16 protein-coding genes are annotated in these 13255 nt (G+C 66.9%); 9 read left to right on the top strand and 7 right to left on the bottom strand.

Annotation, left to right across the window (positions count from 1 at the left end):
- The 4 genes from RH90_RS12110 to RH90_RS12095 form a co-directional block, all read right to left on the bottom strand.
- Positions 1 to 628: DNA polymerase ligase N-terminal domain-containing protein (locus RH90_RS12110; RefSeq protein ID WP_010185941.1), on the bottom strand; the 628-nt coding region annotated here is incomplete at its 3' end.
- Positions 629 to 668: 40 nt separating this feature from the next.
- Entirely contained in the window at positions 669 to 1553 is an 885-nt protein-coding gene (ku, locus tag RH90_RS12105; protein WP_010185940.1) for a non-homologous end joining protein Ku, read from the bottom strand.
- A gap of 58 nt (positions 1554 to 1611) precedes the next feature.
- Positions 1612 to 1914 (bottom strand): type II toxin-antitoxin system RelE/ParE family toxin, encoded by a 303-nt coding sequence (locus tag RH90_RS12100; protein ID WP_010185939.1) that lies wholly within the window; start codon positions 1912 to 1914, stop codon positions 1612 to 1614.
- Entirely contained in the window at positions 1911 to 2168 is a 258-nt protein-coding gene (locus RH90_RS12095; protein ID WP_010185938.1) for a type II toxin-antitoxin system ParD family antitoxin, read from the bottom strand. The genes RH90_RS12100 and RH90_RS12095 overlap by 4 nt, the downstream gene beginning before the upstream one ends.
- Before the next feature lie 86 nt (positions 2169 to 2254).
- Here RH90_RS12095 and pdxH point away from each other — a divergent pair, with 86 nt between their 5' ends.
- The 4 genes from pdxH (at position 2255) to RH90_RS12075 (ending at position 4888) form a co-directional block, all read left to right on the top strand.
- Positions 2255 to 2833, top strand: coding sequence for a pyridoxamine 5'-phosphate oxidase (gene pdxH, locus RH90_RS12090; protein WP_010185937.1), 579 nt, complete (start codon positions 2255 to 2257; stop codon positions 2831 to 2833).
- A complete protein-coding gene (locus RH90_RS12085) occupies positions 2830 to 3774 on the top strand; it encodes a cation diffusion facilitator family transporter (protein ID WP_010185936.1) in 945 nt (314 codons plus the stop codon). The genes pdxH and RH90_RS12085 overlap by 4 nt, the downstream gene beginning before the upstream one ends.
- Positions 3771 to 4604 carry a PhzF family phenazine biosynthesis protein gene (locus RH90_RS12080; protein WP_010185935.1) on the top strand — a complete coding sequence of 278 codons (834 nt, stop codon included), beginning with the start codon at positions 3771 to 3773 and terminating at the stop codon, positions 4602 to 4604. Before RH90_RS12085 ends, RH90_RS12080 begins: the two co-directional genes overlap by 4 nt.
- A 104-nt stretch (positions 4605 to 4708) precedes the next feature.
- Positions 4709 to 4888, top strand: a complete 180-nt coding sequence (locus tag RH90_RS12075; RefSeq protein WP_029625272.1) for a hypothetical protein — start codon at positions 4709 to 4711, stop codon at positions 4886 to 4888.
- Between the two features lie 429 nt (positions 4889 to 5317).
- Here the strand turns inward: RH90_RS12075 and mnmA are convergent, their stop codons facing one another.
- Complete coding sequence (mnmA, locus tag RH90_RS12065; protein WP_010185931.1) at positions 5318 to 6424, bottom strand: tRNA 2-thiouridine(34) synthase MnmA; 1107 nt, start codon at positions 6422 to 6424, stop codon at positions 5318 to 5320.
- Between the two features lie 126 nt (positions 6425 to 6550).
- On the opposite strand from mnmA, the gene RH90_RS12060 reads away from it, so the two are divergent.
- The 3 genes from RH90_RS12060 (at position 6551) to RH90_RS12050 (ending at position 7541) form a co-directional block, all read left to right on the top strand.
- Complete coding sequence (locus RH90_RS12060) at positions 6551 to 6787, top strand: hypothetical protein (protein WP_010185930.1); 237 nt, start codon at positions 6551 to 6553, stop codon at positions 6785 to 6787.
- A 101-nt stretch (positions 6788 to 6888) separates the two neighbouring features.
- Positions 6889 to 7188: a CtrA inhibitor SciP gene (gene sciP, locus RH90_RS12055; RefSeq protein WP_010185929.1), complete on the top strand. Its 300-nt coding sequence runs from the start codon at positions 6889 to 6891 to the stop codon at positions 7186 to 7188.
- A gap of 101 nt (positions 7189 to 7289) precedes the next feature.
- Positions 7290 to 7541 carry a GlsB/YeaQ/YmgE family stress response membrane protein gene (locus tag RH90_RS12050; protein ID WP_029625271.1) on the top strand — a complete coding sequence of 84 codons (252 nt, stop codon included), beginning with the start codon at positions 7290 to 7292 and terminating at the stop codon, positions 7539 to 7541.
- Between the two features lie 59 nt (positions 7542 to 7600).
- Here RH90_RS12050 and RH90_RS12045 read toward each other — a convergent pair whose 3' ends face one another.
- Positions 7601 to 8332 carry an SIMPL domain-containing protein gene (locus RH90_RS12045; protein WP_010185926.1) on the bottom strand — a complete coding sequence of 244 codons (732 nt, stop codon included), beginning with the start codon at positions 8330 to 8332 and terminating at the stop codon, positions 7601 to 7603.
- 350 nt (positions 8333 to 8682) lie between these two features.
- Between RH90_RS12045 and RH90_RS12040 the strand changes: the two genes are divergently transcribed.
- Positions 8683 to 9867, top strand: coding sequence for an efflux RND transporter periplasmic adaptor subunit (locus RH90_RS12040; RefSeq protein WP_029625270.1), 1185 nt, complete (start codon positions 8683 to 8685; stop codon positions 9865 to 9867).
- Positions 9868 to 9870: 3 nt separating this feature from the next.
- Positions 9871 to 13029: an efflux RND transporter permease subunit gene (locus tag RH90_RS12035; RefSeq protein ID WP_010185924.1), complete on the top strand. Its 3159-nt coding sequence runs from the start codon at positions 9871 to 9873 to the stop codon at positions 13027 to 13029.
- A gap of 56 nt (positions 13030 to 13085) precedes the next feature.
- On the opposite strand, the gene RH90_RS23460 is transcribed toward RH90_RS12035, so the two are convergent.
- Positions 13086 to 13238 carry a hypothetical protein gene (locus tag RH90_RS23460; RefSeq protein WP_157134581.1) on the bottom strand — a complete coding sequence of 51 codons (153 nt, stop codon included), beginning with the start codon at positions 13236 to 13238 and terminating at the stop codon, positions 13086 to 13088.
- Positions 13239 to 13255 lie beyond the last annotated feature (17 nt).

The raw sequence follows: 13255 nt of genomic DNA, 5'->3' as shown, positions 1-13255 counted from the left end.
CACCACTCGCTGCGCGAGCGGTCCCCCTCCCCCGCTTCGCGGGGGAGGATTTAGAAGGTTTACCCTCGGCAATTTCGACCATCGTCCGCCCGGTCGCCACACTCGTCAGCCCGGTCTCGACCAAAGTATCGGTCCCGCCCGCCTCGGCGTCACCGACCTTGCGCAACAGCCAGTTCTCGCCCTTCTCCTTGCCGCGCGGTTTCAGGCGGATCAGCATCCATTCGCCCTTCATCCGCTCGCCTTCGAGCACGAAGTGGAGGTGGCCCTGTTCGATATCCTTCGCGCTCTTGCCCGCGATCGGCGCCCAAGTGCCGCTGTCCCACAGCATCACCGTGCCGCCGCCATATTCGCCCGCCGGGATCGTGCCCTCGAAATCGGCATAGGACAGCGGATGGTCCTCGGTGCGGACCGCGAGGCGCTTCTGGTCGGGGTCGATGCTCGGCCCGCGCGTCACCGCCCAGCTCTTGAGCACGCCGTCGACTTCGAGACGGAAATCCCAATGGAGGCGAGAGGCGTCGTGCTTCTGGACGATGAAGCGGTTGCCGTGGCCGGGCTCGAGCGTGCCGGCGGGCTCGGCGGTCTTCGCGAAATCGCGCTTGGCGTTGTATGTGGCGAGCGGGTCGGTCACCTCTTCCCCCCTCCCGCTTGCGGGAGGGGGAAGAAGAGCATCAAGCACGCTTCTTCGCCGGCGCGCTTTTCGCAGGCGCCTTCTTGGCCGGCGCCTTCTTCGCCGCCGCCGGCTTCTCCGCCGCCTTGGCCGGCGCCGAAGTCCCCATCGACTTGCGCAGCGCGGCCATCAGATCAACGACATTCGACCCCTTGCTCGGTTTCCCGTCATCCTTCTCCTCGATGATCTTGCCGCCCTTGGCCGTGCGCTTGCGCTCGACCAGATCCTTGAGCGCGTCGACATAGCGGTCGTGAAAATCCTGCGGGTGGAACGCGCCCGACTTCTTCTCGATCAGCGCCTCGGCCAGGTCCATCAGGTCGGCATCGGGCGCATCGTCGGCGATGTCGCGGAAATAGCCCTGCGCCTTGTTGACCTCGTCGGCATAGCGCAGCGTCTCGAGCACCATCCCGCGTCCGCACGGCTTCAGGCTCACGACATATTCGCGTCCGCGCATCGCGAGCTGCCCTAGTCCGACCTTCTTGGTCCGCTTGAGCGCCTCGCGCAGCACGATGAACGCCTCTTCCGCCAGATCATCGGCGGGCACGACGAAATAGGGTTTCTCGTAATAGAGCACGTCGATCTCGCTCGCATCGACGAACTGCGTCAGTTCGAGCGTCTTTTTAGACTCCAGCTTCACCGCGTCGATTTCGTCCTGTTCGAGCAGAACGTATTCGCCCTTCTCGAACTCGAAGCCCTTCATGATCTCGTCGACGTCGACCGGGCCTACTCCCGTCACGACCTTCTCGTAATGGATCGGCTTGCCGGTCGGTTCATGGATCTGCTTGAAGCTCACCGCCGCACCCGATTTGGTGGCGGAATAGATCTCGACCGGGATCGAGACCAGCGCGAGCCGGATCTGTCCTTGCCAATAGGCCCTTGCCGCCATGCCGCGCATCCCTCTGTTACGATCGCGATTCAATACCTGGGCGCGAGGGATGTTCCGCTCAAGCGAGACGTGGTGCAAGGATCGTCCCGCTGTCGCGGGCGGAGTGAACAATGCCGATGATCGTCAAGCGGTCCTGACCGATCCGATAGAAAATGACGTACCTGCCGTGCGAACGCCGGTGAATCTCGATCGGCAGATAGCGCGGATCGACCGGATAGGCCTTCGGGAAGGCAAGCAGGTCGCGGCAGGCGGAGCGCAGCTCACGGACGAATGTCGCCGCGCGCGAAGGATTGTCGTGTGCGATCCAGTGATCGATCTCGCGAAGATCGTTCGCCGCGGGTCTGGAGAAGACAAGCCTCAAGCGGGTTTCGTCGGCGCCACATATTTCGCGAGCAGCTCGTCGAACAAGGCCTCGCCATCGACGACGTCGTCGGCGTCTTCTGCGGCGATACCCGCCGCGACCCGATCGTCGACATAGCTTTGCCAGGTCTCGCGCTCCAGGACCAGACGAACGCCCTCGCGCAGCACGTCGGTCGGTGAGTCGAAACGCCCGGAATCGACCAACTGATCGATATAGGCATCGAGCGGTTCGCCAAGATTCACCCGGTCATCCATGCGCGCCTCCTGCCCTTTCTCGATAGCAGGACTGCCGCCGCCACGCCACAGGTGACGCGAGGCTTCCCACGCGGTAAAGCCCCGACATGGCCGATGACCCCTTCCAGCTGTTCGATACGTGGTACGCCGAGGCGCGCGCGAGCGAGATCAACGATTCCAACGCGATGGCGCTCGCCACCGCCGATGCCGACGGCCGCCCGTCGTCGCGGATGGTACTGCTCAAGGGGCACGGCCCCGACGGCTTCGTCTTCTACACCAACCACGGCAGCCGCAAGGCGGGCGAGCTCGACGCCAATCCGCACGCTGCGCTGATGTTCCACTGGAAGTCGCAGCGCCGGCAGATCCGCATCGAAGGCAGCGTCGCGCGCGCGACCGATGCCGAATCGGACGCTTATTTCGCCAGCCGCGGGCGCGATTCGCAGCTCGGCGCCTGGGCCTCGGACCAGTCGCGTCCGCTCGACGATCGCGCCACGTTCGAAGCGCGCTTTGCCGAGATGCAGGCGAAGTTCGAGGGGCAGGACGTCCCGCGCCCGCCCTTCTGGGGCGGCTACCGCGTCACCCCGGCGGTGATCGAATTCTGGCAGGACCGCGCGCATCGCCTGCACGAGCGCCGCGTTTTCACGCGCTCCCGTGACGGCTGGGCCGAAGGATTGCTCTACCCATGACCGAGGACCAGCGCCGCGCCATCCCGCATACCGTCCGTGCCGCGCTCGCCAGCGTGGCGATGGCGTGCGGGCTGATCGCGCTGAAAACCTATGCCGCCTGGTCGACCGGATCGGTCGCGATGCTCGGCAGCCTCGCCGATTCGGGGCTCGATCTGCTCGCCAGCCTGGTCACGCTCTACGGCGTGCGCCTCGCCGCGCAGCCGGCCGATCACGACCACCGCTTCGGCCACGGCAAGGCCGAGGCGCTCGCCGCCTTGTTCCAGGTGATGCTGATCACCGCCTCGGCGGCCGGCATCGCGTGGCGCGCGGTGCTGGCGCTCGGCAGCAACGAGGCGACGCAGGGCGCCGAGTTCGGCATCGGCGTGTCGCTCGTCGCGATCGTCGCGACGATGGTGCTGCTCGCCTATCAGCGCAGCGTGATCCGCCGCACCGGCTCGGTCGCGATCGTCGCCGACAATGTCCATTACCAGTCCGACGTATTGCTCAACGGGTCGGTGATCGTCGCCTTGATCCTCGACCAGTATCTCGGCTGGCATCAGGCCGATCCGATCTTCGGCATCATCATCGCACTGTGGCTCGCGTTCGGGGCGTTCCGCGCCTCGTCGAGCGCGATCGACCAGTTGATGGACAAGGAATGGCCCGAGGACATGCGCCGCGACTTCATCGAGGTCGCCGCGCGCCAGCCGGGCATCAAGGGCATCCACGATTTCCGCACGCGCCACTCGGGCGCGCACGATTTCGCGCAGTTCCACATGGAGGTCGCACGCGACCTGACCGTCGCGCAGGCGCATGAGGTGGTCGAAGGCGTCGAGCGCGCGATGCGCAAGGCCTTCCCCAAGGTCGAACTGCTGATCCATCTCGATCCAGAGGGGCATGTCGACACCGACAACCCGCTGGTCGAAGCCGACGTCACCCCTCACTGGTTCGGGAAGCGCGCATGAGACTGCCGATCGTCCAAATCGACGCCTTTGCGAGCGAGGCCTTCAAGGGCAATCCGGCCGCGGTGATGCCGCTCGCCGCATGGCTCGACGATGCCGTGCTGCAGGCGATCGCCGCCGAGAACAATCTCAGCGAAACCGCCTTCATCCTCCCCGACGATAGCGGCGAAGCCGATTTCGAGCTGCGCTGGTTCACCCCGACCAACGAGGTCGTGCTGTGCGGCCACGCCACGCTCGCGAGCGGTCATTTCGTGCTGTCGAGCGACCCCGAGCGCGATGCGGTCAGCTTCCGCACGCGCAAGGCCGGGATCCTCACCGTGACGCGCGCCGGCGACAGCTATGAGCTGGCGCTGCCCGCCTGGGGCCCCTCCCCCAAGCCGCTGCCGCATATCGTCGCCGCGCTTGGGCTCGATTCGGCGGTCGAGACGCTGTGGCATCCGCATCGCTATGCGCTGATTGTGCTTGACCATGCCGACCAGATCCGCGCGCTCGACCCCGATTTCCGCCAGCTCGGCCGCCCCTCCGGCGCCGACCCCGCTAGCGGCGCCGAGGCAGAGGTCGACGTGCTGACGATCGTCACCGCGCCCGGCGACGATACCGACGTGATCAGCCGCGTCTTCGCCCCCGGCGCGGGGATCGACGAGGATCCGGTGACGGGCTCGGCGCACGCGGTGATGACGCCCTATTGGGCGGCGCGGCTCGGTCGCGACCGCTTCACCGCCTATCAGGCGAGCGCTCGCGGGGGGCATCTGACCTGCCGGCTCGACGGTGAGCGGGTCATTCTCGGCGGGGCCTGCGTCACCGTGATGGAGGGCACGTTCTTCCTCGGTTGAGGCCGCGATCCGTGCTATAGCGACTCATCATCACCGATCCTGCCGCGAGCGCGATGGTGACAGGGGGCCGCTTATGCCCCCGCTTGCAGAGCCAAGGGCCTGCCATGATACCGCTGTATGACATCGACTATTCGCTGAAACGCGAGATCGCCGAACGCGCCGCCAGCGCCAGGGCAAGCGACCCCACTGCGCGCGTGGCGCACGCCGAACTCGCCGACCGCTATGCCGACCGCGCATGGGGCGCCCGCGAGGCGCGGTGCGAGGCGGGAGACACGAAATGCTGACGGGGTGGCGGTGCGGCCCCGACCTGGCGCGATGCGCGACGGCGGTTTGCGCCGTTCCCCTGTGTCTTGTGGCGACCAGACTCCGACATAGCCTTGACCATCACCCTGGCGGAAGCCGAGGCCTTTGGATGGCTTGGCGGGGTGGGGCGACACCACGGGGGAGGCCCCGGCCTTCGCCGGGGCGACGGTTGTGCTTCAGGGCCGCGTTCCATCAAACTGGGACATAGCCTCGACCGTCGCCCCGGCGAAGGCCGGGGCCTCTGGATGGCCTGGCGGGCGGCCGGACACCAGGCGGGAGGCCCCGGCCTTCCCCGGGGCGATGGGTATGCGCTAGCGGCGCGTCCCACCAACAAGCCATATCGACTGCGCTGACTCCGCCCCTAGCCCGCGCTCCCACCATCCGCCCGCCTCCCGACCTAGCAAACGCGCTCAAGCCGCGACCAGCGCGCTCTCCGTCTCCTCGATCCAACCGCCGCCTAGCACCCGGTCGCCGGCATAGAGCACCGTCGCCTGCCCCGGCGCGACGCCGTATTCGGGCGCGTCGAACACCACGCGATCGCCATCAAAATGCGCCGCGACCGGCTTGGCGAGCGAGCGCACCTTGGCGGTCATCGGCCCGCGATACGCGCCCCCCAACCAGTTGACCCCGCTCAGCCGTGCCGCGCTAACCCCGAGCGCCGCCTTAGGCCCGACCACCACGCGTTTCGCCGCGGCATCGAGCCGGATGACGTAGAGCGGCTCGGGCGTCCCGCCGATCTCGAGCCCGCGGCGCTGGCCGACGGTGAAGTGGATCAGCCCGCGATGCTTGCCGAGCACGCGGCCCGACGCGTCGACGATCTCGCCGCTGGTATCGGCATCGGGCCGCAGTTTCTTGACGAGCGAGGCGTAATCGCCGTCGGGCACGAAGCAGATGTCCTGGCTGTCGGGCTTGCCCGCGACCCCCAAGCCCAGCTCGGCCGCCAGTTCGCGCACGCGCGGCTTGGGCATCGCGCCCAGCGGGAAGCGCAGATAGTCGAGCTGATCCTGCGTCGTCGCGAACAGGAAATAGCTCTGATCGCGCGCCGGATCGGCGGCGCGGTGGAGTTCCGCTCCCGCCGGCCCTTCGACCCGCCGGACATAATGCCCGGTCGCGAGGCAATCCGCGCCGAGATCGCGCGCGGCGGCGAGCAGGTCGGTGAATTTCGGCCCCATGTTGCACTGGATGCACGGGATCGGCGTGCGCCCGGCGAGATACTCGTCGGCGAAGCGGTCGATCACCTGGTCGCGGAAGCGCGATTCGTGGTCGAACACATAATGCGCGATGCCGAGTCGGTCGCATACGCTCCGCGCATCGCGAATGTCGCGCCCGGCGCAGCACGAACCCGCGCGGCCGACCGCCTCGCCATGATCGTAGAGCTGGAGCGTAATGCCGATCGTCTCGGCCCCGGTCCGCGCGGCGAGCGCCGCGACGACCGAGCTGTCGACGCCGCCCGACATCGCCACGACGATACGCTTTCCCGCCAGATCGGGCCCGAGCTGAAATTCACCTGTGTCCATAGCCCCGCCAGATAGGCGCTCGCCCGCCGCGATGCAAAAGTGTCCAAAAGATCTAGGCCGGCTTTACCTGCCCTTTAGGACCTTGTGCCTACAGCGTTGTTTCGAACCCCCAACCGGACACACTGTGTGGACTTGAATTTCGCCCGATTTGAAGCCGACGCCACCGTCGTGGCGCTCCCGCCCGATTTGGCCGTGCTGATGGTCGGAGTCGCGGCGCGCCAGGCGGCGAGTCCGACGGCGATGATCCAGGCGCATCTGCCGCCGGTGCACAGCAGGCCCGACTGGTTTTCGCCCGCGCACGGCTGCTTCAACCTGGCCGTTGCACGGCTGATCGCACCCCCCGCCCGCGGGGCACAGGAATGAACATCTTGTTTACCGAGCCGCTTTAGCCGGCGTTCAAGTCCGCCGGCTACAAGCCGTTAGTAGAATGACGGGGTCCCCCGCCCCACCACGAGGTTGCAACGATGATCGAAAACCAGAAGATCCGCCCGGCCAAGGTGATCGGACCCCTCGGAGAGCCGCTGACGCTCGAATCGCTGCCGCCGCCCGAGACGACGCGCTGGGTCGTGCGCCGCAAGGCCGAGGTCGTCGCGGCGGTCAATGGCGGTTTGCTGACGGTCGATGAAGTGTGCGAACGCTATGGCCTGACGGTCGAGGAATTCGCCGGCTGGCAGCGCGCGATCGACCGCTCGGGAATGCCCGGGCTGCGCGTCACGCGGATCCAGCACTACAAATCGCTGTACGAGCGCCAGCAAAAATATTGACTTGAGCCGCTTCGGCTCGAACCGGGGCCGGAACAAAATTCGCGACTCGTGAGTCTTACCCCCGTATCCCGGATGCACCCGGGCAAATGGAGGGTAAGATGATCGGTCTCATTGTTTGGCTTATAGTCGGTGGCGTCTGTGGTTGGCTCGCCAGCATGGTGATGCGGACCGATGGTCAACAGGGCATCATCCTGAATATCGTCGTCGGCATCATCGGTTCGGTTATTGCGTCGTTCCTGTTCGGCGCCGGGATCAACCAGGTCGTTACTGTCACGACCTTCCTCTATTCGCTGATCGGCGCGATCATTCTGCTCGCGATCGTCAACCTGATCCGTCGCGGTACTGTCCGCTAAAACGCGTATCAGTCTGCCATAAGGGCCGCCGGGAGCAATCCCGGCGGCCCTTTTTGCGTTCACTTGAGCAGAAAGCGCACTGCGAGCGTCACCGACACGTCGGTCTCGCCAGCGCTGATTTCGGTCGATGGTGCCGCCTTGGCGCGCGCCATGAACACCATCGGCGGCGGCGACCCACCATCGTTCGAGCCGCTCTCGCTGATCGAGACGATTCGCACCACATTCATCCCCGCCGCCCTGGCATAGAGCTGTGCGCGCGCCGTCGCGATCTTGACCGCCGCCGCGCGGGCTTCGTCGAGCGCCGCGTCGGGCTGGTCGAGCGACAGGCTCGGGCCGTCGATCTGGTTCGCGCCCTGCGCGACGAGCGCGTCGAGAATAGCGCCCGATTTGGCGACGTCGCGGAAGCGGATCGAAACGCTGTTCGAGGCCTGATAGCCGGTCACCGCGGGGGGCTGGCCGTCGGCATAGCGATATTGCGGCGCGAGCGCGACGTTGGCGGTGCGGATGTCGCGCGGCGCCACCCCCGCCTTTTTGAGCGCGGCGAGCACGCGCGCCATGCGGCCGGCATTGTCCGAGAGCGCCGCCGCGGCGGTCGGCGCCTGCGTCACCACGCCTGCGCGAATCGTCGCAACGTCCGGAACCCGACTGGTGCGGCCCTCGGCCGAAATCTCGAGCAGCGTGCCGTCGGCCAGCACGGTCGGCGCGGTCGGTAGCGATTGTGCCGAAACCTGGCTGGCGACTCCGGCGGCCGCGATCAAGGCGGGCGCGAGGAGGAGGAAGGTCGAACGCATCTTATGTCTCCCGGTGTTCGGGGCCGGTCGGCCCGTACCGGACGCAGTGACAGCTTTCGGGGAAACGCGCGATGAACGAGACACCCGACAGCCACGATGCCCGCGGGCTTCCGCTCGGCCGAATCTTCCTGTCGCGCCTCTGCTGCACCGCGAAACGATCGTGCGTCACGCTTGTGCGATTCTGTTGCGAAGCATCAGGAAACACGGCATTGCAGCGCATGTGCGGCCGCCCTCTTGAGGTCGGTGATATATTTCGATAACACAGTGGCAGAAGCGGGTCGCCGGCTGGGGTCGGCGGCGTCAGGGCGAAGCCCACCGGGTCGGACCAGAAGGTCGGGGAAGTGACGCAGATGCAATATGAAACGCGGACGATCGGTACGGATGATGTCATCGCGCTGCCCGACCACAGCGCCCCGCGCGGGCCGCGCTGGGGTCTGATCGCGGGCATCGCCGCCGCCGTCGTCGCGCTCGCGGTGCTCGCTTTCTCGGTCTTCGGGCACCACGCGGCACCGTCGAAGCCGACCGAGCAGCTGCCGCTCGTCTCGGTCGTCGTGCCTGGCCGTTCGGCGGTGGCGCGGACGATCACCGCGACGGGCTCGCTCGCGGCGCGGCGCGAGATGCCGGTCGGCGTCTCGGGTGAAGGCGGCATCGTCACGCGCGTGCTGGTCGAACCGGGCCAATGGGTCGAGAAGGGCCAGGTGCTGGCGCAGGTCGACCGCTCGGTCCAGACGCAGACCGCCGCCTCGCTCGCCGCGCAGATCAAGGTGTCGCAGGCCGATGCGACGCTCGCCCAGTCCGAGCTCGATCGCGCCAAGCAACTCGTCTCGCGCGGCTTCATCTCGCGCGCCGACATCGAGACCAAGACCGCGACGCGCGATGCCGCCGCCGCGCGCGTCAAAGTGGCGCAGGCGCAACTCGCGCAGCAGCAGGCGAGCAACGGCCGACTCGACGTGCGCGCGCCCGCGCGCGGGCTCGTCCTGACGCGCAGCGTCGAGGCGGGCCAGGTCGTCAGCGCCGGCTCGGGCGTGCTGTTCCGCATGGCCGAGGGCGGCCAGCTCGAGCTGCGCGCGCAGGTCAGCGAGGCCGATCTGCGCGGCCTGCACGTCGGGTCGCAGGCCAAGGTCACCCCGATCGGCGGCAGTGAGATCTTCACCGGCGAAGTGTGGCAGGTCGCCCCGGTGATCGACCCGACGACGCGCCAGGGCGTCGCGCGGATCGCGCTCGCCTACAATCCCGCGCTGCGGCCGGGCGGCTTCGCCTCGGCGGCGATCGTCGCCGGGGAGACCGACGTGCCGCAATTGCCCAACGCCGCGATCCAAAGCGACGACAAGGGCAATTATGTGTATGTGCTGGGCCGTGGCGACACCGTGACGCGCCGCGCGATCAAGGTGGGCGAAGTGTCCGACAGCGGCGTGGCGATCATCGACGGGCTGAATGGTACCGAAAAGGTCGTCCAGTCGGCCGGCGCGTTCCTGAACGCCGGGCAGAAGGTCAAGCCGACGCTGGTGACGGCGAACGCAGCGAGCATGAGGTAGGTCATGAACTTCCGGAACATCTCGGCCTGGTCGATCCGCAACCCGGTCCCGTCGATCGTCCTGTTCTTCATGCTGACCGCGGCGGGGATCGTCAGCTTCCTCTCGCTCGACGTCAACAACCAGCCCGATATCGATTTTCCGGTGGTGATCGTCGTGATCAACCAGCCGGGGGCCGCGCCGACCGAGCTCGAGACGCAGGTCACCCAGCGCGTCGAGGCGGCGGTGCGCTCGCTGCAGGGGATCGACGAGATCCGCTCGACCGTCACCGAAGGCCAGTCCGAGACCGAGATCCAGCTCGCGATCGGCACGCCGATCGACCGGTCGGTCGAGGACGTCCGCTCGGCGATCGCGCAGATCCGCAGCAACCTACCCGACGGCATCCTCGAACCGCAGATCCTGCGCGCCGATACCACCGGCAACGATCTGGCGAGCTATGCCGCGATCACTTCCGACATGACGGTCGAGCAGCTTAGCTGGTACATCGACAACAATGTCGCCAAGGAGCTGCTTTCGGTCCCCGGCCTCGCCGGCGTCCAGCGCAACGGCGGGGTCGATCGCGAGATCCGCGTGATCCTCGATCCGCTCAAACTGTCGGCGCAGGGCCTCACCGCGAGCGCGGTCAACAACCAGCTGCGCCAGGTCAATCTCAATGCCGCCGGCGGCCGCGCGCAGCTCGCCGGCTCCGAACAGTCGGTGCGCGTGCTCGGCAATGCGCAGACGGCGTATGCGCTGAGCCAGGTCCAGATCTCGACCGGCAACGGGCATACGATCAAGCTGACCGATCTCGGCCGCGTCGAGGATCTCTACGCCGAACAGCGCTCGGCCTCGGGGCTCAACGGCCGGCAGGTGCTGAGCTTCGATTATCAGCGCGCCAAGGGCGCGTCGGACGTGACGGTCTTCCAGGAAGCCCAGAAGAAGCTCGACGCGCTCGAGAAGCGCAATCCCAAGGTCCGCTTCAAGCGCATCTCGGACAGCGTCAAATACACCAAGGCGCAATACGACACCGCGATGGAGGCGATGGTCGAGGGGGCCGTGCTCGCGGTGCTGATCGTCTTCGTCTTCCTGCGCGACTGGCGTTCGACGATCATCTCGGCGCTCGCCATCCCGCTGTCGGCGATCCCGACCTTCTGGGTGATGGAGCTGCTCGGCTTCACGCTCAACAACATGACGCTGATGGCGCTGAGTCTGGTCGCGGGCGTGCTGGTCGACGATGCGATCGTCGAGATCGAGAATATCGTGCGCCACATGCGGATGGGCAAATCGGCCTATCAGGCGTCGATCGACGCCGCCGACGAGATCGGCCTCGCGGTGCTCGCCACCACGATGGCGATCGTCGCGGTGTTCCTGCCGGTAGGCCTGATGCCCGGCATTTCGGGCCAATTCTTCAAGAATTTCGGACTGACCGTCGTCGCGTCGGTGCTGATGAGCCTTGCCGTCGCACGTCTCATCACGCCGATGCTCGCCGCCTATTTCCTCAAGGCGCACGGCCAGGCGTCGCATGGCGAAGGCTGGCTGATGGACCGCTACATGGCGATCCTCAAATGGACGCTGCTGCACCGCTGGTCGGCGGTGGTCGGCGCGGCGAGCGCGTTCGCTCTGACGATCTATCTGTTCACCGCGATCCCGGCGACCTTCCAGCCGCTGCGCGACACCGATTCGAGCGTCGCGCAGATCGAGATGGTGCCGGGCACCACGCTCGCCGAAACCAAGGCGGTGGTCGATCGCGTCGCTGCGTTCCTGCAGAAGCAGCCGAGCGTCGAATCGGTCTATTCGCGCTCGTTCGTCGGCAACGGGCGCGTCACCGCGATCTTCAAACCCAAACGCGAACGCACGATGAAGAGCTACGAATTCGAGCGGTCGCTCGCGCCCGAGCTCCAGGCGATCCCCGATGCGCGCGTGTCGTTCCAGTCGTCGAGCGGCTGGGGCGGCGGCGGGCGCGCGCTCACCGTGACGCTCGGCGGCGACGATCCCAAGCAACTCGCCGAGACCGGCGCGATCCTCGTCCAGCAGATGTCGACGCTCGGCAACGTCGTCGCGCCGCGCATCTCGGGCGATCTCAAGCGGCCCGAGCTCGTCATCACCCCGCGGATGGATCTCGCCGCGAGCATGGGGGTGACGACCTCGGCGCTGTCGAATGCGATCCGACTGGCGACGCTCGGCGACATCGACCAGAACAGCGCGAAATTCTCGCTGTCGGATCGCCAGATCCCGATCCGCGTCGCGCTCGACCAGGATTCGCGCCAGCGGCTGTCGACGATCCAGAACCTGCCGGTGCAGACCGCGAGCGGCGGATCGGTGCCGCTCAACGTCGTCGCCGATATCGGCTTCGGCGCGGGGCCGACCAAGATCGAGCGCGTCGCGCAGCAGCGTCAGCTGACCGTCGGCGCCGATCTCGCGCCCGGCATCGTCAGCGGCACCGCGCAGGCCGAGATCCACAAGCTCCCGATCATGAAGAACCTGCCGATCGGCGTGAAGGAGCTCGTGCTCGGCGAATCGAAGTGGCAGATCGAGCTGATCCAGAACTTCATCATCGCACTGGTGGCGGGCATCTTCCTGCTGTTCGCGGTGTTGGTGCTGCTCTACCGCCGCCTGCTGCCGCCGTTCGTCAACGTCGTCTCGCTGATGGTCGCGCCGCTCGGCGGGCTGATCGGGCTGCTGGTGACAGGCATGCCGATTTCAATGCCGGTCTATATCGGCATTATCATGCTGCTCGGCATCGTCGCCAAGAACTCGATCCTGCTGATCGATTTCGCGCTCGAAGAGATGAACAAGGGCGTCGACAAGGTCGATGCGATCATCGATGCCGGTCACAAGCGCGCGCAGCCAATCGTCATGACGACGGTCGCGATGGTTGCGGGCATGATGCCGACCGCGCTCGCGCTGACCGGCGACGGGTCCTCCCGCGTGCCGATGGGCATCACCGTGATCGGCGGGCTGACCATGTCGACGGTGCTGACGCTGCTGATCACGCCGGCGCTGTTCAGCCTCGCGGTGGGGATCGAAGGCCGGGTCGGGCCATTCCTGCGACGTCGCCTGCTGACCTATACGCCGGGCGACGACGGCAGTCGCGTGATCGATTACAATCCGCATCCGGCACTCACTCCGCCCGCCTCGGCGCTCGGCTATCGCGACACCCCCAAGGGGCCGCAGCCGGCGGAATGACACGCCGCGCACCCGGCGGCGACCGAGGGTGGCACGCGGCCACCCTCGCCTTCGGGTCAGCAAAAGATTTTCTGATAGAACCAGAGATTGAAGGTGCTGGGATAGGCCGAACAGCCCGCATCGTCGCCGCCCGCGGCGAAGGCGGGCGGTGCGGACGCGGCAAGAGTCAGCACCAGGCCGACCGCGGCAATCTTCTTCGAGATCTTCATAATCAATCTCCATCCCT

It is taken from the genome of Sphingomonas sp. PAMC 26605 (assembly GCF_000241485.1).
Lineage (GTDB): Bacteria > Pseudomonadota > Alphaproteobacteria > Sphingomonadales > Sphingomonadaceae > Sphingomonas.
Note: the sequence above shows the minus strand (reverse complement) of the source record. Positions and strands in the feature narration are given on the sequence as shown.

Coding starts and splice junctions, on each gene's coding strand:
- RH90_RS12080 (WP_010185935.1), top strand. CDS start 3,771: ATGAGACTGCCGATCGTCCAAATCGACGCCTTTGCGAGCGAGGCCTTC.
- RH90_RS12095 (WP_010185938.1), bottom strand. CDS start 2,168: ATGGATGACCGGGTGAATCTTGGCGAACCGCTCGATGCCTATATCGAT.
- RH90_RS12040 (WP_029625270.1), top strand. CDS start 8,683: ATGCAATATGAAACGCGGACGATCGGTACGGATGATGTCATCGCGCTG.
- sciP (WP_010185929.1), top strand. CDS start 6,889: ATGATCGAAAACCAGAAGATCCGCCCGGCCAAGGTGATCGGACCCCTC.
- RH90_RS12085 (WP_010185936.1), top strand. CDS start 2,830: ATGACCGAGGACCAGCGCCGCGCCATCCCGCATACCGTCCGTGCCGCG.
- RH90_RS12045 (WP_010185926.1), bottom strand. CDS start 8,332: ATGCGTTCGACCTTCCTCCTCCTCGCGCCCGCCTTGATCGCGGCCGCC.
- ku (WP_010185940.1), bottom strand. CDS start 1,553: ATGGCGGCAAGGGCCTATTGGCAAGGACAGATCCGGCTCGCGCTGGTC.
- RH90_RS12075 (WP_029625272.1), top strand. CDS start 4,709: ATGATACCGCTGTATGACATCGACTATTCGCTGAAACGCGAGATCGCC.
- mnmA (WP_010185931.1), bottom strand. CDS start 6,424: ATGGACACAGGTGAATTTCAGCTCGGGCCCGATCTGGCGGGAAAGCGT.
- RH90_RS12035 (WP_010185924.1), top strand. CDS start 9,871: ATGAACTTCCGGAACATCTCGGCCTGGTCGATCCGCAACCCGGTCCCG.
- pdxH (WP_010185937.1), top strand. CDS start 2,255: ATGGCCGATGACCCCTTCCAGCTGTTCGATACGTGGTACGCCGAGGCG.
- RH90_RS23460 (WP_157134581.1), bottom strand. CDS start 13,238: ATGAAGATCTCGAAGAAGATTGCCGCGGTCGGCCTGGTGCTGACTCTT.